Annotated in this window: 21 protein-coding genes and 1 tRNA gene; 10 read left to right on the top strand and 12 right to left on the bottom strand. The window is 61.3% G+C overall.

Annotated features, from left to right (window positions below):
* The 3 genes from P7F28_RS00615 to P7F28_RS00605 all read right to left on the bottom strand — a co-directional run.
* Positions 1 to 1,092 (bottom strand): ABC transporter permease (locus tag P7F28_RS00615; protein WP_277182390.1); only part of this gene is annotated, 1,092 nt, incomplete at its 3' end.
* Position 1,093: 1 nt separating this feature from the next.
* Positions 1,094 to 2,137, bottom strand: coding sequence for a microcin C ABC transporter permease YejB (locus P7F28_RS00610; RefSeq protein WP_277182388.1), 1,044 nt, complete (start codon positions 2,135 to 2,137; stop codon positions 1,094 to 1,096).
* Positions 2,138 to 2,153: 16 nt separating this feature from the next.
* Positions 2,154 to 3,995: an extracellular solute-binding protein gene (locus P7F28_RS00605; RefSeq protein WP_277182385.1), complete on the bottom strand. Its 1,842-nt coding sequence runs from the start codon at positions 3,993 to 3,995 to the stop codon at positions 2,154 to 2,156.
* A 250-nt stretch (positions 3,996 to 4,245) separates the two neighbouring features.
* On the opposite strand from P7F28_RS00605, the gene fabI reads away from it, so the two are divergent.
* Positions 4,246 to 5,043: an enoyl-ACP reductase FabI gene (gene fabI, locus P7F28_RS00600; RefSeq protein ID WP_277182384.1), complete on the top strand. Its 798-nt coding sequence runs from the start codon at positions 4,246 to 4,248 to the stop codon at positions 5,041 to 5,043.
* 77 nt (positions 5,044 to 5,120) lie between these two features.
* Here the strand turns inward: fabI and P7F28_RS00595 are convergent, their stop codons facing one another.
* The 3 genes from P7F28_RS00595 to P7F28_RS00585 all read right to left on the bottom strand — a co-directional run bounded on the left by P7F28_RS00595 (position 5,121) and on the right by P7F28_RS00585 (position 7,492).
* Complete coding sequence (locus P7F28_RS00595; protein WP_277182381.1) at positions 5,121 to 5,498, bottom strand: hypothetical protein; 378 nt, start codon at positions 5,496 to 5,498, stop codon at positions 5,121 to 5,123.
* A 209-nt stretch (positions 5,499 to 5,707) separates the two neighbouring features.
* Positions 5,708 to 6,049 (bottom strand): hypothetical protein, encoded by a 342-nt coding sequence (locus P7F28_RS00590; RefSeq protein ID WP_277182380.1) that lies wholly within the window; start codon positions 6,047 to 6,049, stop codon positions 5,708 to 5,710.
* 129 nt (positions 6,050 to 6,178) lie between these two features.
* On the bottom strand, positions 6,179 to 7,492 hold the full coding sequence (locus P7F28_RS00585; RefSeq protein ID WP_277182377.1) for an MFS transporter: 1,314 nt from the start codon (positions 7,490 to 7,492) through the stop codon (positions 6,179 to 6,181).
* A gap of 353 nt (positions 7,493 to 7,845) precedes the next feature.
* Between P7F28_RS00585 and P7F28_RS00580 the strand changes: the two genes are divergently transcribed.
* The 9 genes from P7F28_RS00580 (at position 7,846) to P7F28_RS00540 (ending at position 15,560) form a co-directional block, all read left to right on the top strand.
* Complete coding sequence (locus P7F28_RS00580) at positions 7,846 to 8,622, top strand: GntR family transcriptional regulator (protein WP_277182376.1); 777 nt, start codon at positions 7,846 to 7,848, stop codon at positions 8,620 to 8,622.
* A complete protein-coding gene (gene mdcA, locus P7F28_RS00575; protein ID WP_277182372.1) occupies positions 8,619 to 10,280 on the top strand; it encodes a malonate decarboxylase subunit alpha in 1,662 nt (553 codons plus the stop codon). The genes P7F28_RS00580 and mdcA overlap by 4 nt, the downstream gene beginning before the upstream one ends.
* Entirely contained in the window at positions 10,280 to 11,140 is an 861-nt protein-coding gene (locus P7F28_RS00570) for a triphosphoribosyl-dephospho-CoA synthase (protein ID WP_277182369.1), read from the top strand. The genes mdcA and P7F28_RS00570 overlap by 1 nt, the downstream gene beginning before the upstream one ends.
* Positions 11,141 to 11,152: 12 nt before the next feature.
* Entirely contained in the window at positions 11,153 to 11,467 is a 315-nt protein-coding gene (locus P7F28_RS00565) for a malonate decarboxylase subunit delta (protein WP_277182367.1), read from the top strand.
* On the top strand, positions 11,464 to 12,306 hold the full coding sequence (locus P7F28_RS00560; protein WP_277182364.1) for a biotin-independent malonate decarboxylase subunit beta: 843 nt from the start codon (positions 11,464 to 11,466) through the stop codon (positions 12,304 to 12,306). Before P7F28_RS00565 ends, P7F28_RS00560 begins: the two co-directional genes overlap by 4 nt.
* Positions 12,303 to 13,118 (top strand): biotin-independent malonate decarboxylase subunit gamma, encoded by an 816-nt coding sequence (mdcE, locus tag P7F28_RS00555; RefSeq protein WP_277182361.1) that lies wholly within the window; start codon positions 12,303 to 12,305, stop codon positions 13,116 to 13,118. The genes P7F28_RS00560 and mdcE overlap by 4 nt, the downstream gene beginning before the upstream one ends.
* Positions 13,118 to 13,735 carry a malonate decarboxylase holo-ACP synthase gene (locus P7F28_RS00550; protein ID WP_277182359.1) on the top strand — a complete coding sequence of 206 codons (618 nt, stop codon included), beginning with the start codon at positions 13,118 to 13,120 and terminating at the stop codon, positions 13,733 to 13,735. Before mdcE ends, P7F28_RS00550 begins: the two co-directional genes overlap by 1 nt.
* Positions 13,732 to 14,658 (top strand): malonate decarboxylase subunit epsilon, encoded by a 927-nt coding sequence (mdcH, locus tag P7F28_RS00545; RefSeq protein ID WP_277182357.1) that lies wholly within the window; start codon positions 13,732 to 13,734, stop codon positions 14,656 to 14,658. The genes P7F28_RS00550 and mdcH overlap by 4 nt, the downstream gene beginning before the upstream one ends.
* A 134-nt stretch (positions 14,659 to 14,792) precedes the next feature.
* Positions 14,793 to 15,560 carry a M48 family metallopeptidase gene (locus P7F28_RS00540; RefSeq protein WP_277182355.1) on the top strand — a complete coding sequence of 256 codons (768 nt, stop codon included), beginning with the start codon at positions 14,793 to 14,795 and terminating at the stop codon, positions 15,558 to 15,560.
* Between the two features lie 54 nt (positions 15,561 to 15,614).
* On the opposite strand, the gene P7F28_RS00535 is transcribed toward P7F28_RS00540, so the two are convergent.
* The 6 genes from P7F28_RS00535 to P7F28_RS00510 all read right to left on the bottom strand — a co-directional run.
* Positions 15,615 to 16,166, bottom strand: a complete 552-nt coding sequence (locus P7F28_RS00535; RefSeq protein ID WP_277182353.1) for an outer membrane beta-barrel protein — start codon at positions 16,164 to 16,166, stop codon at positions 15,615 to 15,617.
* 317 nt (positions 16,167 to 16,483) lie between these two features.
* Positions 16,484 to 16,576, bottom strand: a tRNA-Ser gene (locus tag P7F28_RS00530).
* 205 nt (positions 16,577 to 16,781) lie between these two features.
* Complete coding sequence (locus tag P7F28_RS00525; RefSeq protein ID WP_277182351.1) at positions 16,782 to 18,032, bottom strand: aspartate kinase; 1,251 nt, start codon at positions 18,030 to 18,032, stop codon at positions 16,782 to 16,784.
* Positions 18,033 to 18,307: 275 nt separating this feature from the next.
* Positions 18,308 to 19,735, bottom strand: coding sequence for a tRNA lysidine(34) synthetase TilS (tilS, locus tag P7F28_RS00520; protein WP_277182350.1), 1,428 nt, complete (start codon positions 19,733 to 19,735; stop codon positions 18,308 to 18,310).
* A gap of 38 nt (positions 19,736 to 19,773) precedes the next feature.
* A complete protein-coding gene (locus tag P7F28_RS00515) occupies positions 19,774 to 20,745 on the bottom strand; it encodes an acetyl-CoA carboxylase carboxyltransferase subunit alpha (RefSeq protein ID WP_277182347.1) in 972 nt (323 codons plus the stop codon).
* Positions 20,746 to 20,862: 117 nt separating this feature from the next.
* Positions 20,863 to 21,724, bottom strand: an 862-nt coding sequence (locus tag P7F28_RS00510; RefSeq protein WP_277182344.1) for a DNA-3-methyladenine glycosylase, incomplete at its 5' end; no start/stop codon positions are given.

Genomic DNA, 21,724 nt, shown 5'->3' with positions numbered 1-21,724 from the left:
ATCGGCGATGCGCGTGTCGAGCGCGTTGCGCAAGGCATCGCCCATAAAGGTGAGGAGCAGCAGCGTCGCGACCAGCACGCCGAAGGTGGACAGCGAGATCCACCAAGCATCGAGATTGGCCTTGCCTTGCGCGAGCAATTCACCAAGCGATGGCGTCGGTGACGGCACGCCGAGGCCGAGAAAATCGAGACTCGTCAGCGCGAGAATCGCCCCGCTCATGCGGAACGGCAGGAACGTGATGACGGGCGTCAGGCTGTTCGGCAACACGTGCCGCCAGATGATCTGCCAATTCGACAAACCCATCGCGCGCGCGGCCCGCACATAGTCCTGCGTGCGATTGCGCAGAAACTCCGCCCGCACATAATCCGATAATCCGACCCACCCAAAAAGCGACAAAAGGATGATTAACAAGATAAGACTGGGTTCAAAAATCGACGCAAAAATGATGAGCAGATAAAGCTCCGGCAACGCGCTCCATATTTCGATCAGCCGCTGTCCGGTGATATCCACTCGCCCGCCGAAGAACCCTTGCACCGCGCCCGCGATCACACCGAGCACCGTGCCGATAACCGTCAGCACCAGCGCAAACAACACCGACACGCGAAAGCCATAGACCAGCCGCGCGAACACATCGCGTCCGCGATCATCGGTGCCGAGCCAGTTCTCGCGCGACGGCGGCGCCGGATTCGATGCCTTCGAAAAATAGTTGAGCGTGTCGTAGTAATAGTGATTCGGCGGATAGATCGCGAAGTTGCCGGGCGCGTTGAAGCGATCGCGCACGTAGGGATCGAGATAATCAGCGGGTGTCGGGAAGTCGCCGCCGAAGGTGGTTTCGGCGTAGGTCTTCACGAGCGGAAAGTACAACTGCCCTTGATATCGCACGACGATCGGCTTGTCGTTCGACCACAGTGGTCCCGCCAGGCTGATGACGAACGCCGCGACGAAGATCACGAGGCTCCAGTAGCCCAGCCGATTTTGCTTGAAGCGCAGCCACACGCGCCGCCCCGGCGAAAGCGATGTTTCCCCGCGCAGCGGCTGCGCGTCGCCCTCGCTCGCGCGTCGTGAGGATCGTGATGAAGCGGCTCGGTTCAAATCAGCGCTCCAGTTGCTCGAATTGAATACGCGGATCGACCCAGACATAACAGAGGTCGGAGATGAGCTTGGTCGCAAGCCCGATCAGCGTGAAGAGATAGAGCGTGCCGAGCACGACCGGATAGTCGCGCCGCACGACGGATTCGTACGAGAGCAGGCCGAGGCCATCGAGCGAAAAGAGCGTTTCGATCAGCAGACTGCCCGTAAAAAACGCGCCGATAAACGCGCCCGGAAAACCGACGATCAGCGGCAAAAGCGCATTGCGGAAGACGTGTTTCCACAAGACGCGCCGCTCGCTGAGTCCTTTGGCGCGCGCCGTCAGCACGTATTGCTTGCGGATTTCATCGAGAAACGCGTTCTTCGTCAGCATGGTGATGATGGCAAAGCTGCCCACGACCGATGCCACGATCGGCAAGGTGATATGCCACAGATAATCGAGAATCTTGCCGCCGAGCGACAGCGTCGCCCAGTTATCGGACGTGAGATTGCGCAACGGGAAAAGCTGCCAGAACGATCCGCCGCCAAACAGCACCAGCAATAGCACACCGAGCACGAAGCCGGGAATCGCGAAGCCGACCAGCACGACCAGACTCGTCGCCACATCGAACTTGGAACCGTTCTTCACCGCCTTCGCAATCCCGAGCGGCACCGATATCAGATACGTAATCAAAAACGTCCATAAGCCGATACTGATCGACACCGGCAGCTTCGACACGATCAGCGACCACACGCTCTGATGCCGGAAGTAGCTATCGCCCAGATCGAAACGCGCGAACTTGCCGAGCATGAGGAAGTAACGTTGCAGCGGCGGTTTATCGAAACCGTAGAGCTTTTTCAACTGCTCGACTTGCTGCGCATCGACACCGCTGTGCGTGCGCAAGCCGAACCCGCCACCGCCGCCTTCCGACTGCCCGCGCCGCAGATCGTGCACGGCTTGTTCGACCGGTCCGCCCGGCACGAACTGAATCACGACGAAGGTCAGCGTCAGCACGCCGATCAGCGTCGGGATCATCAAGAGAATGCGCTTTGCAATGTAGCTCCACATGGCGCCCGTCACCTCGTCAATGTTTGACCCACCACGTCTCGACGATCCAGCCTTCCGCCGTGTAATACAGCGGCAGCGTGGCCGGATAGCCCAACGTGTTGCGATACGCCACGCGATGCGTCGCCGAAAACCAGTGCGGCACCACGTAATAACCGTTCATCAGCACGCGATCCAGCGCGTGCGACGCATCGACCAATTGATCGCGCGTCTGCGCCGAGACCAGCTTTTGCAGAATGATATCGATGGCCGGCGACTTCACGCCCGCGAGATTGTCCGATCCCGTCTCATCCGCCGATTTACTGCCGAATCGCGAAATCTGCTCCGTGCCGGGAATCTGCACATCGGGCATGCGTACGCTGGTCATATCGAAGTCGAAGGCATCGAGGCGCTTCTGGATCAGCGCGAAATCGACGGTGCGAAAGTTCATCGTGATACCGAGCTTTTGCAGATTGCGCCCGAACGCGGCCGCGACCGGCTCCATCGATCCGCCGCCGCCCGTATCGTCGAGAATTTCGAAAACGAAGGGTTCGCCCTTCGCGTTACGCAGCGCGCCATCGCGATACGTCCAGCCCGCTTCGGCAAGCAATGCGCGCGCTTTGATCAGATTGGCGCGCAAGGAATCGGGCGGATTGGTGTCGGGCTGCTTCGGCATTTCACCGAACACGGAGGGATCGAGTTGCGCTTTCAGCGGATTCAGAATCGCGAGTTCGCCTTCGCTCGGTTTGCCCTTCGCCTGCAAATCCGTGTTCACAAAAAAACTGTCGATCCGCCGATACTGATTGAAGAACAGTTGCCGATTCAGCCATTCGAAATCGAGCGCAAGATCGAGCGCCTGACGCACGCGCACATCCTTGAATAAAGGCCGCCGCGTGTTGATGAAGAAGCCCTGCATGCCTGTGCCGTTGTGCTGCGGAAACTCCTTCTTGATGAGTTCGCCGCTATCAAAACGCTTGCCGATATCGCGACGCACCCAACTCCGCGCGATGTACTCGACCAGCACGTCGTACTCGCCCGCCTTGAACGCTTCGAGCCGCGCGACGCCATCGGAATAAAGCTTGTAGTCAATATGCGCGAAGTTGAACGTGCCCACGCGCACCGGCAGCGCATAACCCCAATAGTCCGGATTGCGCTTGTAGGAAATCGTGCGCCCGTTATCGTAATGATCGATGAGATACGGGCCGCTGCCGATCGGCTGCTGGAACGCGAGTTGATCGAAAGGCACACGCGTACCGTCCGGCTTCACGCCCCACTTGCGCGAGAACACCGGAATGCCGCCCGCGATCAATGGCATCTCACGCGTCGCCACCTTGAACTCGAAGCGAATCGTCAATGGATCGACCACTACGGCGCGCGCGATCTGCCCGAAGTACACCGAGAATTGCGGCGCGGCCAGCGGACTTTTCAGCGTTTCGAACGAGAACTTCACGTCTTCCGCCGTCACCGGATCGCCATTCGAGAAGCGCGCTTTCGGGTTGATGTGGAACGTGGTGGACATGCCATCCGGCGCGACCGCGATGTCGTCGGCAAGCAGGCCGTAGGCGGTGGCGACTTCATCGGAACTGCCGGTGGTGAGGCTTTCGAACATCAGCGACAGACCGGGCGCCGGATTGCCGCGCAGTGTGAAGGGATTGAACTTGTCGAAGCTCGTGAGGCGGCTCGGGTTCGCGAGCACTAACGTGCCATCGCGCGGCGCATCGGGATTGACGTAGTCGAAGTGCTTGAAGTTGGCGGGATATTTCGGCTCGCCGTATTGCGCGATGGCATAGACGGCGCAGGCGGGAGTGGCAAACCATGCGGCGTATCCGGTCAGCAGCAGCGCGATGAAGAAGCGCCAGGCAATTGATGAGCGGATCGTCATAAGCTCCTTGAGCGCGTGGTTCGTGGTATCGAAGAGAAAGCGGATAAGAAGCCGCCGACGCGCCTGTCCTAAAGCGCGCCATTGCGATGTGAGAGAATTCTACTCAAAATCACGCGCCAGCCGGCTTTGCAAAAAAACGCCGCCGCTGCCGTTCAGACAAAGCCGCTTCAAACTGCAAGCGGCATGCCGCACCCCGCGCGCTGTGTACGGAGCATCGATCGCGCGCGACATCGACTTTAAAGGAGCATTCATGGGCTTTCTCGCTGGAAAACGAATTCTGCTGACGGGCTTGCTGTCGAACCGTTCGATCGCTTATGGCATCGCGGAAGCATGTAAGCGCGAAGGCGCGGAACTGGCGTTCACCTATGTCGGCGAGCGCTTCAAGGAGCGCATCACCGAGTTCGCCACGGAATTCGGCAGCGACATGATCTATCCGTGCGACGTCGCCGACGATGCGCAGATCGACGCACTTTTCACCTCGCTCAAGGAACGCTGGGACACGCTCGATGGTCTCGTGCATTCGATCGGCTTCGCGCCGCGTGAAGCGATCGCCGGCGATTTCCTCGACGGCATGACGCGCGAAAACTTCCGCATCGCGCATGATATTTCGGCGTATAGCTTCCCTGCCCTTGCCAAGGCTGCGTTGCCGTTGCTGAAGGATGGCTCGTCGCTGTTGACGCTGAGCTATCTCGGCGCAGAACGCGCGCTTCCGAACTACAACACGATGGGTCTTGCGAAGGCATCGCTGGAAGCGAGCGTGCGGTATATGGCGGCATCGCCGTCGCTCGGCGGCAAGGGCGTGCGCGTGAACGCTATCTCCGCCGGTCCGATCAAGACGCTCGCGGCGAGCGGCATCAAGGGCTTCGGCAAGATCCTGAACTTCGTCGAAGAAAACGCGCCGTTGAAGCGCAACGTGACCATCGAACAAGTTGGCAATGTGGCCGCGTTCCTGATGTCGGATCTGGCGGGCGGCGTGAGCGCCGAAGTCGTTCATGTCGATGCAGGCTTCCACGCGGTCGTCGGCGGAATGGGCGCTGACGCGGAATAAACCACGCCATTAAGCTGCAAAGCAAAGCGCCGCTCACAGCAATGTGAGCGGCGCTTTTCGTTTGATGCCGACGAAATTCAGTGACGTCCACCATGCGGCGGCCCGCCGTGACCACCGCCGTGTCCGCCATGTCCACCGCCGTGATAATGCCCCGGCGGCGGCCCGTAATGCGGTCCGCGTCCATGTCCGTGATAGCGGTAGTAGTCGTTGCGATTCCAGTAGCGCCGCCCGTCCCAATACCGGTTGCCGTGCCAGCCGATCACAATCGCCGGTTGCGCATACACCGGCGCAGGCTGATAGATCACCGGCGGCGGTGGCGGCGCGTACACGGGCGGCGGCGGCGCGTAAATCGGCGCGGGCACGCCCACATTCACGCCGATCCGCACATCGGCTGCGTGAGCCGCGCCGCTGATTGCGCAAGCGGCAATGGCCATCGCATAGAAGGTCTTCGTCATATCCATCGGTCCTCGCATTCGTTCTTATTGACGTGCGACAAAATATAACAAGAAGCTTTCGCCGCAATATTTCAGCTTTGTAAGTTCTTCCTTGCGTGAGGCATCTGTCAGGAGAAAGCTTACCTTTTGTTACATTGCATCTCGATCAGTGCAGAAAGAAAAAAGCCACTCGTGGATGCGAGTGGCTTTCCTTGAAGCTCGATAAAGACTTAACGCCAGCCGTTGTGACGCCCGTTGTCATGGCCGTAATACCGATCGCCATGACCGTTATGACGATACCAATCGTCACGATTCCAATACCGTCGTCCATCCCAGTAACGGTCGCCATGCCAGCCGATCACGATCGCCGGTTGCGCATACACCGGCGGCGGAGGCGGCGCGTACACGACGGGCGGAGGCGGCGGCGCATAGACCGGCGCGGGCGCAACATACACCGGTGCGGGCACCCCGATATTCACGCCCACGGACACGCCCGCCATCGCTGCGCCCGACAGCGCCAAGCCGCCGATCACGAGCGCGTAAGCAACGGAAGCCTTCGATACCTTGTTCATTTGCAGCCACCTCGATGGGCAGTTTGTTGTGTTGAGGTGACTATATCGAACGCTGCGCGCGGTATCTGTTCGAGTTGGTAACGTCCCATTACCGCCGAAAAAATTACGATCGGTAATGGTCCGTGAACTTCAGTTGGGCAATTCCTGGCCCTTGGTTTCGGGCGCGAGCGGGATCACCGCGAGACCGACCAGGAAGACAATCGCCGTCAATGCGATAGGCACGCCCAGCGTCTTCATATTCAACACCATCGCGCCGATACCGAAGTTCACGATCGCGCCGACAAAGCGTCCAACCGATGTACAGAACGCGAACGCCGTGGCCCGCACACGCGTTTCGAACTGCTCGGGCAGCCACAGCGAAAACAACGCGAAGTTGCCGCCGAAGAAGCCCAGTACGACCAGCAGCGCGATAAACGGCACCAGCCCGTTCGGCAGGTAGAACGCCCAGCCGAACGCCAGCGCAATCGATGCCGCCATGCCGAGGAAATACACCGCGAGCGTCTTTCTGCGGCCGATGCGCTCGGCCATCGGCGGCAAGGCGAGACAGCCGAAGATCGTGCCGATGGACAACAGCCCCGTCGCAATCGATGCCATGCGCGCCGCTTCCGGCTTGCTCATGCCCGCCTTCGTCGCAAGCTGAATCACGGCGGACGGCTCGTACACCGCGCCCGCCCACAAACCGATGATCGCCACCGTCAGCAGCACCGCCGCCACCGTCGTGCGCTTGCGATACTGCGCGTTGAAAATGGCCTTCAGCGAACTCTCATGCTTCGCATGCGTGGTCTTCGATTCCGCGCGTTCCCACTTGTCGGTTTCCTTCACGCGCAGCAGCACGAGAATCGAGATGACGACCGGGAACAGGCCGACCAGAAACATCGCGCGCCAGCCGAATGCTGCGCCGATCGTGTAATTGAGCGCGGCGGCCAGAAAGAAGCCCGCGTAATAGCCGGTTTGCAAATAACCCGCGCCCATTTTGCGTCTATCTTCCGGCCACGCTTCCGCGACATACGTGCCCGCCAGCGCCCATTCCCCGCCGATCCCCACGCCCGCGAAAAATCGATAAATGCCGAGTTCCCACACCGTATGCGCGGTCGCCGCAAGGCCCGTGAAAATCGCGAAAGTGAAGATGGTCGCAGCCAGCACTTTGGTCCGCCCGAAACGGTCTGCAAGCGGTCCCCAGATAAAGGACAGTCCCCATCCGACGAGAAACAGCGCGAACAGAATCGAACCGGCCAGTCCGACGTTCGCGGGCGTCGCCGCATAGCCTGACTTCGGCAAGAGTTCGGTGAGCGCGGGCGCGAGCACCAGCGCGTAGATGAACGAATCCATTCCATCGAGCGTCCAGCCCGCCCACGCGCCCCAGAAGCCGGTGATCTGCGTGCGGTTGAGCGGTGTTTTCTTCGCGCGTGTCGTGCTGATGTGACTGTCTACCGTGGTCGGCATGGCCGTGTCTCTCCTGGAAACATGAAACCTGATCGACGCCTTGTTAGGGTCTGTTCACATATAAACGGCCACGCGAACGCCTGAAATCGGGCGCAGGGCAAGGAGCGAGGAGCGCCGTTTGGTATCCCAAACAAGCGACGAGCGACGCCGCCATGTGCCCGATTTCAGGCGTTCCCGAAGGGTTGCCCCGCAAGGGGCAACGCGTGGTCGTTTATGTGTGAACAGACCCTAATGTTCTGAAATATCGGCGTCTTGGGGAAAGCACCGGTACAAACTCCGTGTGCGTTTTTATATATAATATTTGAACAGCACCACCCGACAAGTCCGCACTTTCACCTAGGTTGACTCAGGCCATGTCGACAGACCTTTCCGCTTCAGACGCATCGCCCTCGCCCGCTTCGTTCCGCGATGCGCAGTTCGAGCCGCGTCAGAGCACGTCCCGCTTTATCGCGGATGCGCTGCGTTCCGCCATCGTCGAAGGTTCGCTGTTGCCGGGCGAGCCGCTGCGACAGGACGCCATCGCGCGGCAGTTTTCCGTCAGCGCCATTCCCGTGCGCGAAGCCTTCCGTCAGTTGGAAAGCGAAGGCTGGGTCACCATCGAGCCGAATCGCGGCGCGGCGGTCAGTCTGCAATCCGCCGATGAAGCCCGCGAAATCTATGAGATACGCGCATCGCTCGAAAGTCTGGCTATTGGTATCGCGATCGAGCATCACACGCCGGAGTCGCTGGCCGAAGCGAAGCTGCTGCTCGAAGCGGCTGAAAACGAGCCTGATCCGACGCTTTACGTCGTGCGCAACGAGCAGTTCCATATGAGCTTGTACGCGCCCGCGAACCGGCCACGTCTGATGGAACTGATCGGTCAGATGCATCGGCGTGGCGAGCGCTATTTGCGTCTGAAACTCGGTTTGCCGATTCATAAGGATGCTTCGGATGCCGAACATCGCGCGATCTTCGCAGCGCTCGCCGCACGCGATATCGAGCAAGCGCAAACGCTGGTTGCGCGCCATCTGCTCGCCACGGGCGAACTGATCCACCGCTTTCTCGCCGATGCGCAGGCGCTTTCGCACACGCATACCAAGAAGAAGCGCCGCGCATCCAATCGAACGAATTCCATCAAGGCCGACCAATGAACGCTCCCGCCGAAACCCGTTCCTGGAACACGCGTGCGCAGGAAAAAGCGCGCCGCCTGAAGTTGATCGAGCCGTGGCTCGAAAGCGGGCCTGTGCTGAAAACCGACCGAATCGTCGATGCATTGAGCGCGTTGATCGTTACCGGTGACCGCGTCGCGCTCGAGGGCAACAATCAGAAGCAAGCCGACTTCTTGTCGCGCGCCTTTGCGAAGCTCGATCCCGAACGCATCCACGATATCCATCTGCTCATCTCCAGCATCAGCCGGCCCGAGCATCTCGCGCTGTTCGAGCAAGGCATCGCGCGCAAGGTGGATTTCGCGTTCGCCGGGCCGCAGAGTCTGCGCGTCGCGCAATTGCTCGAAGACGGTTTGCTGGAGATCGGCGCGATTTATACGTACATCGAACTATACGCGCGCATGTTTATCGATCTGACGCCGCAAGTCGCGCTGGTGTGCGCGGTGCAGGCGGATCGGCACGGCAATCTTTATACCGGCGCGAACACCGAAGACACGCCGACCATTGTCGAAGCGACCGCGTTCCGTCACGGCATCGTGGTGGCGCAGGTGAACGAGATCGTCGATGAACTGCCGCGCGTCGATATTCCCGGCTCGTGGATCGATGTCGTCGTGAAGGCGGACAAACCGTTCGCGGTCGAGCCGTTGTTCACGCGCGATCCGCGACACATCGGCGAATTGCAGATTTTGATGGCGATGATGTCCATTCGCGGCATTTACGAGCGATACGGCATCACATCGCTGAACCACGGCATCGGCTTCGATACGGCGGCGATCGAATTGCTTCTCCCAACGTATGGCGAACAACTCGGCCTGAAGGGCAAGATCTGCACGCATTGGGCGCTCAACCCGCATCCGACGCTGATTCCCGCGATCGAATCCGGCTGGGTGGAAAGCGTGCATTGCTTCGGCAGCGAAGTTGGTATGGAGAACTACATTGCGGCGCGGCCCGATGTGTTTTTCACGGGCCGCGACGGCAGTCTGCGTTCGAACCGCGTGTTCTGTCAGTTGGCGGGACAGTATGGCGTCGATCTGTTTATCGGCTCGACCTTGCAGATGGATGCGGACGCGAATTCGTCCACCGTCACGCTCGGCCGGCTCGCGGGTTTCGGCGGCGCGCCGAACATGGGCCACGATCCGCGCGGGCGTCGCCATTCGAGCGAAGCGTGGCTCAAGCTCTTGAAGAACGATGGCCCGAATCCGCAGATTGCGCGCGGTCACAAGCTCGTCGTGCAGACAGCGGAAACGTACAAGAAAGGCGGCGAACCGACCATCGTCGATTCGCTGGATGCCATTGCCGTCGGTGAGAAAAGCGGCATGCCGATCGCGCCCGTCATGATCTATGGCGACGATGTCACGCATGTCGTGACGGAAGAAGGCATCGCGTATCTGCATGCGGCCGAAGGTGTGGACGAGCGTCGCGCGGCGCTGGCGGCGGTCGCGGGCGTGACGCCAATCGGCATGCGCGCCGATCCGTCCAAAACGGCTGAATTGAGAAGGCGCGGCATCGTCGCGTATCCGGAAGACCTCGGCGTGCGACGCGGCGAAGCGAAGCGTTCGATGCTCGCGGCGCGCAGTATCGACGATCTCGTGGCGTGGTCGGGCGGGTTGTATGCGCCGCCCGCGCGCTTCCGGAGCTGGTAATGCGGCTCGCTCTGCGTGATATCGGTTACGCGCTGTCGCCTGCGCAGATTGCCGAATACGCGGTCGATGCGCTGATCGCTGAAGCGCGTCTCACGCCCAAACCCGCTTTGGTCGATGAACGCGGCAGCGGCGCGCATCGCGATCTCGATCTGAATACGATGCTGCGTTCCGCGCATTCGCTTGCGCCAACGTTTCTCGCCATCGCGCGCGCTTCTGCTTCTGTCGATGCGAAACCGTCGCAGGCCTTGCGCGAGCAATTGGCGCGCATCGGCCGCGAAGGCGAAGCAGCGATGATGCGCGCCACCGATGGCAGCAACGCGCATCGCGGTGCGATCTGGATCGTTGGCTTGCTGTGCGCGGGCGCGGCGATGAATGCATCGGACGATAGCGAAGCGATTTGCCTGAGCGCGGCGGAAATCGCGCGTTTCGAAGATCGTTATGCGCCCTCTTCTGCTGCGACTACGCACGGCGCAAAAGTAAGCGAGCGATATCGAGTCGCAGGCGCACGCGGCGAAGCGCGCCAAGGTTTTCCGCATGCGTTGCGCATCGGCTTGCCTGCATTGGACGACGCCCGCGCACGCGGTCTGAACGAAACCGACGCGCGCCTCGATACGCTCATCGCGATCATCGCCTCACTCGACGATACGTGTCTGCTTCATCGCGGCGGCATGCGTGCGCTCCAAACCGCGCAGCACGGCGCACGACGCGTGATCGAACACGGCGGCGTTTCATCGATAAAAGGCCGCATCGCATTGAACGAACTCGACGACGCGCTGATGCAGCTGAACGCATCGCCCGGCGGCGCGGCGGATTTGCTCGCCGCGACGCTCTTTCTCGACAGTCTCAGGCGCATGGCCTGAAGAGGAACGAAGATGGAAAACATGCGATACGAATATCCCGCCACGCGTCCCGTCACGCGGCGCGCGCACGTCGGCGTGGTCGGCTCGGGCGATCTCGAAGTGCTGCTCTCGCCGTCCGATTCGGGTCAGGCGGAAGTCGTCATCAACACAAGCGTCGATGGCTACGGACACGTGTGGAAAAGCGTGCTCGACCGCTTCTTCCAGCGCTACGACGGCGCGGCGAAAATCGAACTGAACGATTTCGGCGCGACGCCCGGCGTCGTAATGCTGCGGCTCTCGGAAGCCGCCGAACTCAGTGACGAACCCAGCGACGGAGATGCAGCATGAACGCACACGATACCTTCCTCGCGCGGCACAGTTTTATCGAACTGACGGCGCGTGAGCGCGCGCAGGCCTTGCTCGACAAAGGCACGTTCCGCGAACTGCTCGGACCGTTCGACCGGCTCGAATCGCCGTGGCTGCCGATGCAGAACATCGTCTGTCAGTCGGACGATGGCGTGGTGATCGCGCGCGGCGCGCTCGATGGCGAGCCGGCGGTGATCGCGGCGATCGAGCCGGCGTTTCAGGGCGGCAGTATCGGCGAAGTATCGGGCGCTAAGATCGCGGCGGCGCTGGAAATGGCTTTGTCCGAATTCGAAGCAGGGCGGTCGATTCGCCCCGTCGTGCTGTTCGAAACCGGTGGCGTGCGTTTGCAGGAAGCGAATCTCGGGCTGGCCGTGATCGCGGAGATTCAGGCGGCGATCGTGGCGTTGCGGCGACATGTGCCGGTGATCGGCGTGATCGGCGGAATGGTTGGATGCTTCGGCGGCATGTCGCTGGCGGCGGCGCTGTGCAGCGAACTCGTCATGACGCGGCAGGCGCGGCTCGGCATGAACGGGCCGGAAGTGATCGAACAGGAAGCGGGTATCGAAGAACTGGATTCGGGCGATCGGCGTCTGATCTGGTCGATGATCGGCGGCGAAGAACGCGCTGCGGTCGGTCTCGCCGATACGCTCGTCGAAGACGATACCGCGCAAGTCCGCGATGCGATTCTCGCTGCGTTCGCGCGCGGTGTGCCTTCGGTGCATCGCACGGAAGATGTGGACGGTTACCTCGCGCGATTGGCGCAAGTGAATCCCGATGCGATCGATCCCGAAACGCTGCGTACCCTGTGGAGCAAGAAATGAACGAGCAACTTTCGCGCGGCGAGCGTTGGCTCGATGCGCTGACGTCTTCCTCCGCCGATGGCGCATCAGGCCCAATCCGCGCCCGCAACGCTCAACTCGATGGCGAAATCGCGTGCTTCACCACCATCGTGCCGGATGCGCAGAATCGCTTTCCGCGCGCGCGTGACAACGTCGTCGGTCTGGAGCAAGGCTGGCTGATGGCGCGCGCCGTGCGCAGCGTGATCGATGCGGATCGCGACAAGGACGTGAAGCGCCCGATCATCGCCGTGGTCGATGTCAAAAGCCAGGCCTACGGACGACGCGAAGAACTGCTCGGCGTGCATCTCGCCTGCGCCGCGTCCGTCGATGCCTACGCCAGCGCGCGGCTCGCCGGTCATCCGGTGATCGCGCTGATCGTCGGTCCGGCGATGTCGGGCGCGTATCTCGCGCATGGTTATCAGGCCAACCGCATCATCGCGCTCGATGCGCCCGGCACCGCCGTCCACGCGATGGGCAAGGAAGCGGCGGCGCGCGTCACGCGGCGCAGCGTCGAAAGTCTCGATGCGCTCGGCGATCGCGTGCTGCCGATGTCGTACAAGATGAGCGCGTACGCGAAACTCGGCCTGCTGCACGAACTGCTCGCCGATATCGACGCCGACGCGCCCTCTTCCGCCGATATCGCGCGCGTGCGGGCATCGCTGGCGGCGGCGGTGAAGGATGCGCGCAACGGTCCGCGCGATTTGTCGAATCGGCTGGCATCGGCGGATGCAAAGCGCACGCGCGCGGCATCGATTGCCGTACGCGAAAAGATGCGGGCGCAGTGGAACGCGTGATGCGGCCGCATGACTTGCTGCGGATCGCATCCGACGCACCGCCGTTCGACGATGCGCCCGCGTGGGTCGCGGCGGCGCTGGAACGCGCGCCGTTCGTCGTGGTGCGGCGTGCGCCTGTGCGTGTCGATGCGATTGGCATCGGCATACGGGGCGCGTCGCGCAACGAGCGATTCGGCACGTGGCTCGATCCGCGTTATGTCGCGGAGGTTTTCACGCCTGAATCGCTGAGCAAGCGTGAGGCCGATCCCGTGCGCGCGCGTTTGCCTGCGTTTGCGCTTCTACGCGCCACGGCAAAAATCATCGACGAAACCGGTCTCGATTGGGGACCGGCGGGCAGCACGGGCTTCGAACTCGCGTCATCGATACCAACCGTCACGCCAACCAGCGATCTCGATCTCGTCATTCGCGCGCCCGATCCTTTGTCTCACGACGACGCGTGCAAATTATTCGATGCGCTCTCGCAAGCAGCGCGCACCGAAAACACGCGCATCGACGTGCAAATCGAAACGCCCGACGCGGCTTTCTCTCTGGCCGAATTCGCCCGCACGAATCTCCGCGTGATGCTCCGTCACGCCAATGGCCCGCGCCTCGCCACCGATCCGTGGGCCGCGCGATGATCGCGTATCTTTTCCCCGGACAAGGCGCGCAGACACCGGACTTTCTGCATCGGCTGGGCGGTCATAGTGCGATCGCAGAGACGTTTGCCGAAGCCTCGGACGTGCTCGGCATCGACATCCGCACGCTCGATCAAGCCGACGCGCTGCGCTCCACCATTGCGGTCCAACTGACGCTGACCGTTGCAGGCGTCGCGGCGGCGCGCGCGCTGGCGACGGAAGGCATCGAACCGGATGCGGTCGCGGGTTTGTCGATCGGCGCATTCGGCGCGGCAGTAGTCTGCGGCGCAATCGCGTTCGCCGATGCGCTCAGGCTCGTGAAACTGCGCGCCGAATTGATGGAGAACGCCTATCCGCAAGGTTACGGCATGCTGGCCGTGCTCGGCCTGAACGAACGCGAGATCGCTGGCGCAATCGAAGACAGTCATGCCGATGCCTACATCGGCAATCTCAACGCGCCGCGTCAGATCGTCGTTTCCGGCAGCAACGATGCGCTCGATAAAGTCCGCAATCTCGCGCTCGAACGCGGCGCACACAAAGCCGAACGGCTCGCGGTCAGCGTGCCCTCGCATTGCGCGCTATTGGAGGACGCGGCCGCGCGTTTGACGCAAGCCGCAAGCGCAATCCCATTCGATAAGCCAAAGATCGCCTATATCGGCAATCGCGGCGCGCGCGTGCTGCGCCGTGCCGACGCCATCCGCGACGATCTCGCCACCAACCTGCGCCATCCCGTGCGCTGGCACGATTCGACCATCGCGCTGAGCGAACTGGGCGTGACCTTGTTCGTCGAGATGCCGCCCGGCCGCACGCTCACGCAACTCGTCACTGAAGCGCTGCCGGACACGACCTCTTTCGCCATCGACACGTCATCGATCGATTCGATGGCCACGCGCATTCGCCTCGCGCGTCGGCGCTCCATCGAATAATTCAGCTTTTTGTCAGCCGGCGTAAGCAAAATCGGAATTTTCGTCTAGCTTATGGGTCAACGTGCATCGAGGATTGCGCTTCGTGCGCGCATTTCTGCACGACGACATCACAACGACACCACAAAGGCAAAATCATGACGATCATTCGCGTCGCCATCACCGGTCTGGCGGCAGCCGGCACTTTGACACTCGCATCCTGCGCCAACATGGCCAGCATGGACCCGACGCAACTCATGCAGTCCGGCCAGCCCGCCACGCAAGCGCTCTCACTGAGCGATAACGACGTCCGCACGCTCTCCGATAAGTCGTGCACGCAACTGGACAGCGAAAACCAGATCGCGCCGGCATCGAGCAAATACACGCAGCGTCTGAACAAGATTTCGAAGCAACTCGGCGACAACATCAACGGCGTGCCGGTCAACTACAAGGTGTATCTGACCAAGGACGTCAACGCCTGGGCAATGGCGAACGGCTGCGTGCGCGTCTACAGCGGCCTGATGGACCTGATGACGGATGACGAAGTGCGCGGCGTCGTCGGCCACGAAATGGGCCACGTCGCGCTCGGCCACACCAAGAAAGCGATGCAGGTCGCCTACGCGACCTCGGCAGTGCGCACGGTGGCGTCGTCGGCGGGCGGGATGGTCGGCAGCCTGTCGGCATCGCAGATCGGCGACTTGTCGGAAAAGTTCGTCAACGCGCAGTTCTCGCAGTCGCAGGAAACCGCCGCCGACGATTACTCGTTCGATGCGCAAAAGAAGAAGGGCTACGATCCGCACGGTCTCGTGACCGCGTTTCAGAAGCTCGCCAGTATCGATGGCGGCAAGTCCGACATGCTGAGTTCGCACCCGGCGTCGCCGGCGCGCGCGAAGCATATCGAAGATCGGATTGCGTCGGGGAAGTGACGCTTGACTGAATCGAAGCGCGAGCGGTAAACGCTCGCGCCTTGAACGGGACGATCAGAAGAAGTAGTAATGCACGCCCATCGTCACACTCTGATTGTGACGATGGCCGCCCTGATAGCTCGCTGTATCGCCGGTATATTCGGCCATCACGCTCCAGTTTTTGTGGAACTTGTATTCGACGCCCGCGCCGTAGTGCAGACGCGAATCCGGCCACGAACCCGTATAACCGATGCGCGCGTACGGCATCACGTCCTGACGCACGGGCATACCGAATTTGAGATCGAAGCCGCCGTCATCGCCGGTGGTCGAGCCGCCGTGGTAGTCGCCGAACCCTTCAACGCCGATCACGAAGCGATCCACGTCGTAATTCACGCCGCCGACGATGCCGGGAAACCACGTCGGATGGTAGCCGCGCGAATTCGGGCCGGTGATATCCGAGAGATTGAGGCCAAACTTCGCGCCGATATACGGACCTGCGAATTCGCTGTGCGGCCCGTACACGCCCATCAATTTGAGCAGCGTGGGATCCAGCCCTTCCGAATGCGCCTGCGCGCCAAAAGCCAGCGCAACGAGCGCCGGAGCGATAAGCTTTTTGATACTTGACATGACTAACTAATTCTCTGAAATGCAGCGTGGCCTGCGTGAAAGCGGGTGGTCCCGGCGAACGCTTCGAACGGACAAGGCAAGCAAGCGCACGTTGCGATTGGCATGCCTTCTAACAAGCAGTGCGGAGAATAGTTGCCAAAAGCAACGCAAAATACAGGAATGGTCCTAAAGCTCAGATGAGTTTGATGATGTTTTGTCGCGCAGCATGAAAAGGGGCCTCAGGCGGGGCTTCAGGCGTGCGGCACACGGCGAGCCAGAGCGCGCAAAAACAAAAAGCCCCGCAAGTTTTTAACCTTGCGGGGCTTTTCTTACTACGCTGGCGGAGACGGAGGGATTCGAACCCTCGATCCAGTTTTTAGCCAGATGCTCCCTTAGCAGGGGAGTGCCTTCGACCTCTCGGCCACGTCTCCCAAACTTTTCGTCGCACCGGGAGTCAGTGCAACGAGATCGAGATAATAGCGTGTCGGCGGCCATCGGTCAAATTCGCAGACGATTTTTTGCCAATCGATCAACATCGAATTCGGGACGGCGCGAGAAACGCAACGGTGTGAAAGCCCGCGAGCCTTCACACGCGTGTCATACAGTGGCTAAGAGTGACTAAGAGTAACTAAGCGATTAACCGCGATCCAGCTCGAACGCCTTATGCAGCGCGCGCACGGCGAGTTCGGTGTACTTCTCGTCGATCAAGACCGAAATCTTGATTTCGGAAGTCGAGATCATCTGGATGTTGATGCCCTCTTCCGACAGCGTCCGGAACATGGTGCTCGCGATGCCGACATGCGAACGCATCCCCACGCCGACCACCGAAACCTTCGACACCTTCGGATCGCCCAGCACGGTCTCGGCCTGCACGTGACCCTTGACCTGGCCATTCAGGATTTCGAGCGCGCGCTGATAGTCGCCACGACCAACCGTAAACGTGAAGTCGGTCTTGCCGTTCACGCTCTGATTCTGAATGATCATGTCGATGTCGATATTCGCATCGGCGACAGGACCGAGAATCTGATACGCGACGCCCGGCTTGTCGGGCACGCCCATCACCGCGATACGCGCTTCGTCGCGCTGGAACGCGATGCCAGAAATAACGGCTTTTTCCATGTTCTCGTCTTCTTCAAAAGTAATCAGGGTGCCCGAGCGCATCTCTTGGTCGAGCGGGATCAGCGGGTCGGTCAGGCTGGAGAGCACGCGCGTCTTCACCTGATACTTGCCGGCAAACTCGACCGAGCGGATTTGCAGCACTTTCGAACCCAGGCTCGCCATTTCCAGCATTTCCTCGAAGGTCACGCGATCCAGCCGGCGCGCTTCTTCGACCACACGCGGATCGGTCGTATACACGCCGTCTACGTCGGTATAAATCAGGCATTCGTCCGCTTTCATGGCCGCCGCGATCGCGACCGCCGACGTGTCCGAACCGCCGCGACCGAGCGTGGCGATATGCCCTTCCGGATCGACGCCCTGAAAGCCGGTGATCACCACCACTTTGCCTGCGTCGAGATCCTTCAGCACGCGCTCGCCGTCGATTTCGCTGATGCGCGCCTTGGTGAACGCGCTGTCCGTCTTGATGGGCACTTGCCAGCCGGCATAACTCACGGCTTCGAGACCTTCCGCGTGCAGCGCGATGGCCAGCAGGCCGGAGCTGACCTGTTCGCCCGTGGAGGCGATCATGTCGAGTTCGCGCGGGTCCGCGTCCGCTTTGATGTCGCGTGCGAGCCCGAGCAGACGGTTGGTTTCGCCGGACATCGCCGAGGGCACGACGACCATCTTGTGGCCGGCCTTATGCCATTTCGCGACGCGCTTGGCGACGTTCCTGATGCGCTCGACCGAGCCCATCGAAGTGCCGCCGTATTTGTGTACGATGAGTGCCATTGTCGTTCTTGAACTGGAGAGAAAACCGCGCATCACGCGAGAGCCGCGTGGCGCTTTGCGCCGTGCACGATTGCTTCGGAAGAGATAAGAAGCCGGCTACGAAAACGCGATGGACGCCGCACGCTCGGTATGCGCACGAAAGCGTTGATTGCGGGCTGAAATCGCGTCTTTTGAACGGAGTTGCCGCGCAAAACCGCTTGCGCGAAAACCAGTAACCGTACCCGATCGACGCCGAAATTACAAGATAAAGCGGTTTTGACGCGGAATTTACCGGGTTATGCCAGTAATAAGTCGGGACGCCACGTGATTCGACGCAATGGCCCGTGCGCCGCGCTTGGCGCGGCTTCCCGGTTCACGCCCAGCAACGGCACGAACAACAGCGACTCGCCCGAAAAGAGCAGCGGCACGTCGCGCTTCCATGCGGGCACGCCGCGCTCCTGGAACAGGTTCTTCAGCGTCCGGCTCGGCGCTTCGGCCGCCACGCGCATGCGTTCGCCGCCTGCGCGCGATCGTGCGACCAGCGGCGCGGCGCGCAATACGCCTTCGCCGATGACGTCGTCGGCGGGTGAATCGACGAGTTCGAAGACGAAGGAGCCGCGCCATTGCGGCACGCGCCAGACTTCCTCGCCCTGCCATTGCAGTTCGCACGGCGCTTTCGGGGCGCTCGCGCCTTCGTCGGTGTCGGGTGCATCGGCGCTGTCGCCGGGTTCCCAGAACAAAGCGTTGCGATAGACGCGCAGACTAAAACCAGCATGATCGATACGCAGCGCATGACCATCGCGCGCGATCGCGGCATCGCGTAGCTGACGCAGCATATCCGCGATACGCGCGGTCGATGCCGCCTGCAATCCGCGCGAGCGAATCCAGAAGCGCAGCAGATTGAGCGCGCGTTCATCGTCCAATGCGAGAAGCGTTTCGAGTTGCAGCGCGCCCTCTTCTTCGCGATGCCGCGCCTCATCGAAATCGATGCGCGCCAGATCGTCCAGCAGCCGTTGCGCCGATGCCGCGTGCGATGCGGTCCGCGCCAGCGCATCGCGGAAACCGGGGAAATGGACCGCGAGCACAGGCAGCACGTCATGACGCAATGCGTTACGCGAATAGCGCGTGTCCGCGTTCGATTCATCGTCGATCCAGCTCAGGTCGCGTTCGTGCGCGTACTGCTCCAGTTGCGCGCGCAGCAGATGCAGCAGCGGACGCAAACGCGGCAGCGAGCCATCGGCGCGAACCGGCGCCATCGCGGCAAGCCCCGCGACGCCCGCGCCGCGCAGCAATTGCAGCAGGACCGTTTCCGCCTGATCGTCGGCGTGATGCGCGATCAGCAACGCGCGCGCATGTTGTTCATCGCAAAGATCGTCGAGCGCGCGATAACGCGCATCGCGGGCGGCGGCTTCGAGACTTTCGCCGCCCGCGCGCGCGACATCGACATGACGCGCAGCAAAGCGCACCTCGAGCGATGCCGCGAAGGCATCGCAATGCGCGGCCCACGCGTTTGCGTTCGGGCTGAGGCCGTGGTGAATATGCAGCGCGATCACGCGCGATGCGCCGAAGCAGCGTACGGTGGCATCGAGCAAAACGGTGGAGTCGAGACCGCCGCTGAGCGCGACGGCGAGCAGAGAATCGTCGGGGAGATTGGCGTCCGACACCGCCGCACGCACCGCGTCGAGTACGAGGCGGCTGGTCGGGGTGTCGTTATCCGATGTCACGCGGGATGGTGAGAATCGTGGAAGAAGAAGCGCTCAGCTTACGCGCCCGGCATCGTTTCCTTGAACTTGCCGTACGCCATCAGCTTTTCGAAGCGGCGTTCGCGCAAGTCATTGACGCTCATGCCCTGGAATTGACGCAGCGAGTCCGCGAGAGATCGGCGCAACAACGCGGCCATGCCCTTCGGATCGCGATGCGCGCCGCCCAGCGGCTCATTGACGATCTTGTCGATCAAGCCCAACGCCTTCAACCGATGCGCCGTCAATCCAAGCGCTTCCGCCGCTTCCGGCGCCTTGGCCGCGCTCTTCCACAGAATCGACGCGCAGCCTTCCGGCGAGATCACGGAGTACGTAGAGAACTGCAGCATCATGACGGTATCCGCGACGGCGATTGCCAGCGCGCCGCCCGAGCCGCCTTCACCGATGATCGTGGTAATGATCGGCGTCTTGAGCCCGGCCATCACATACAGATTGCGGCCGATGGCTTCCGACTGCCCGCGCTCTTCCGCGCCGATGCCCGGATACGCGCCCGGTGTATCGACAAAAGTGAAGATGGGCATGGCGAACTTTTCGGCCAGACGCATCAGCCGTTCGGCCTTCCGATAGCCTTCCGGACGCGGCATGCCGAAGTTGCGCAGCGCGCGTTCCTTCGTGTCACGTCCCTTCTGATGGCCGATCACCATGCAAGGCTGACCGTTGAAGCGCGCGAAACCACCGACGATCGCGAGGTCGTCCGCGAAGGAACGATCGCCGTGGAGTTCGTGAAAATCGGTGAACAGTTCGTTCACATAGTCGAGCGTGTACGGGCGCTGCGGGTGACGCGCGATCTGCGAAACCTGCCAGGGCGACAGGTTCTGATACAGATCCTTGGTCAGTTGCTGGCTTTTCTTCGACAGCCGTTCGATTTCTTCCGAAATATCGACGGCCGAGTCGTCCTGAACGAAGCGGAGTTCTTCGATCTTCGCTTCGAGTTCAGCGATCGGCTGCTCGAAATCCAGAAACGTGGTCTTCATGTGTTCTAGTCCTGAAACAGCGGGCAGCGCGTATTTTAACCGCGTCCGTCCCTGATAAATGCGCGCGGAAGCTATGGATTATAAATCAACGATAGTTCCGCAATTCGCTGACCAAAGTCAGTGGTCAGCAGGGATCGGATTGAGGCTGCGCCACATGTACCAAGTCGCCACGGTGCGCCACGGCTCCCAATTGGCCGCGACTTCGCGCGCCTCGCTGCGCGTCACCGGCTCGCCGCTGAAGTAGTTCACGCTGATCGCCTGAATCAGTCCGAGATCGTCGAGCGGCAAAACGTCCGGGCGCGACAGATTGAAGATAAGGAACATCTCCGCCGTCCATCTGCCGATACCGCGAATCTGCGTGAGTTCGGCGATCACGGCTTCATCGTCCATGCTCGCCCACGATTCGACGTGCAGCGCGCCGGTTTCGAAGTGCTGCGCGAGATCGAGAATGTACTCGGCCTTGCGCTTGGACAAACCGCAGGCCTGCAACTTGTCGTGACCGAGTTTGATGAAGTGCGCCGGATGCACGTCCGGGCACGCGCCTTTTACGCGTTCCCAGATGGCTTGCGCGGCCTTGGTCGAAATCTGCTGGCCGGCAACGGAACGCGCGAGCGTAGAGAACGGATCGCCGAGATTGACGAGATGAATCTCGCCGAACTTCGGAATCAGCTTCTTGAGAATACGATCGCGCTTCATCAGATCGGCGCACGCGCGATCCCAGTAATCGGGACGTTCGACCGTACGCGTAAGACCGCCGGTCTGCACGGACACCGTTGCATCCGCAGTAACGACGCGCGATTTGCGCACGACTTCGCCGGGATGCTGCGGATCGGCAACGAGTTTTTGCGCGGCAGCGTTGTCCACGGCAACGGCGCGACCATTGGCCTTGGACGAAGCCTGTCCATCGACGCCGTTCAGGCGCGCGTTGGCCGCGGTCTTCGATACAGCGTTCTTGCGTCCCGTCGTCGTTGCACCATCG

The organism is Caballeronia sp. BR00000012568055 (assembly GCF_029439455.1).
Lineage (GTDB): Bacteria > Pseudomonadota > Gammaproteobacteria > Burkholderiales > Burkholderiaceae > Caballeronia.
The sequence above is the reverse complement of the archived record's forward strand: the minus strand, read 5'-3'. Positions and strand labels throughout refer to the sequence as shown.

Coding starts and splice junctions, on each gene's coding strand:
- P7F28_RS00565 (WP_277182367.1), top strand. CDS start 11,153: ATGGAAAACATGCGATACGAATATCCCGCCACGCGTCCCGTCACGCGG.
- P7F28_RS00560 (WP_277182364.1), top strand. CDS start 11,464: ATGAACGCACACGATACCTTCCTCGCGCGGCACAGTTTTATCGAACTG.
- P7F28_RS00610 (WP_277182388.1), bottom strand. CDS start 2,137: ATGTGGAGCTACATTGCAAAGCGCATTCTCTTGATGATCCCGACGCTG.
- mdcA (WP_277182372.1), top strand. CDS start 8,619: ATGAACGCTCCCGCCGAAACCCGTTCCTGGAACACGCGTGCGCAGGAA.
- P7F28_RS00605 (WP_277182385.1), bottom strand. CDS start 3,995: ATGACGATCCGCTCATCAATTGCCTGGCGCTTCTTCATCGCGCTGCTG.
- P7F28_RS00590 (WP_277182380.1), bottom strand. CDS start 6,049: ATGAACAAGGTATCGAAGGCTTCCGTTGCTTACGCGCTCGTGATCGGC.
- mdcE (WP_277182361.1), top strand. CDS start 12,303: ATGAACGAGCAACTTTCGCGCGGCGAGCGTTGGCTCGATGCGCTGACG.
- P7F28_RS00525 (WP_277182351.1), bottom strand. CDS start 18,032: ATGGCACTCATCGTACACAAATACGGCGGCACTTCGATGGGCTCGGTC.
- P7F28_RS00585 (WP_277182377.1), bottom strand. CDS start 7,492: ATGCCGACCACGGTAGACAGTCACATCAGCACGACACGCGCGAAGAAA.
- P7F28_RS00580 (WP_277182376.1), top strand. CDS start 7,846: ATGTCGACAGACCTTTCCGCTTCAGACGCATCGCCCTCGCCCGCTTCG.
- P7F28_RS00550 (WP_277182359.1), top strand. CDS start 13,118: ATGCGGCCGCATGACTTGCTGCGGATCGCATCCGACGCACCGCCGTTC.
- P7F28_RS00595 (WP_277182381.1), bottom strand. CDS start 5,498: ATGACGAAGACCTTCTATGCGATGGCCATTGCCGCTTGCGCAATCAGC.
- P7F28_RS00535 (WP_277182353.1), bottom strand. CDS start 16,166: ATGTCAAGTATCAAAAAGCTTATCGCTCCGGCGCTCGTTGCGCTGGCT.
- P7F28_RS00540 (WP_277182355.1), top strand. CDS start 14,793: ATGACGATCATTCGCGTCGCCATCACCGGTCTGGCGGCAGCCGGCACT.
- fabI (WP_277182384.1), top strand. CDS start 4,246: ATGGGCTTTCTCGCTGGAAAACGAATTCTGCTGACGGGCTTGCTGTCG.
- P7F28_RS00570 (WP_277182369.1), top strand. CDS start 10,280: ATGCGGCTCGCTCTGCGTGATATCGGTTACGCGCTGTCGCCTGCGCAG.
- mdcH (WP_277182357.1), top strand. CDS start 13,732: ATGATCGCGTATCTTTTCCCCGGACAAGGCGCGCAGACACCGGACTTT.
- P7F28_RS00515 (WP_277182347.1), bottom strand. CDS start 20,745: ATGAAGACCACGTTTCTGGATTTCGAGCAGCCGATCGCTGAACTCGAA.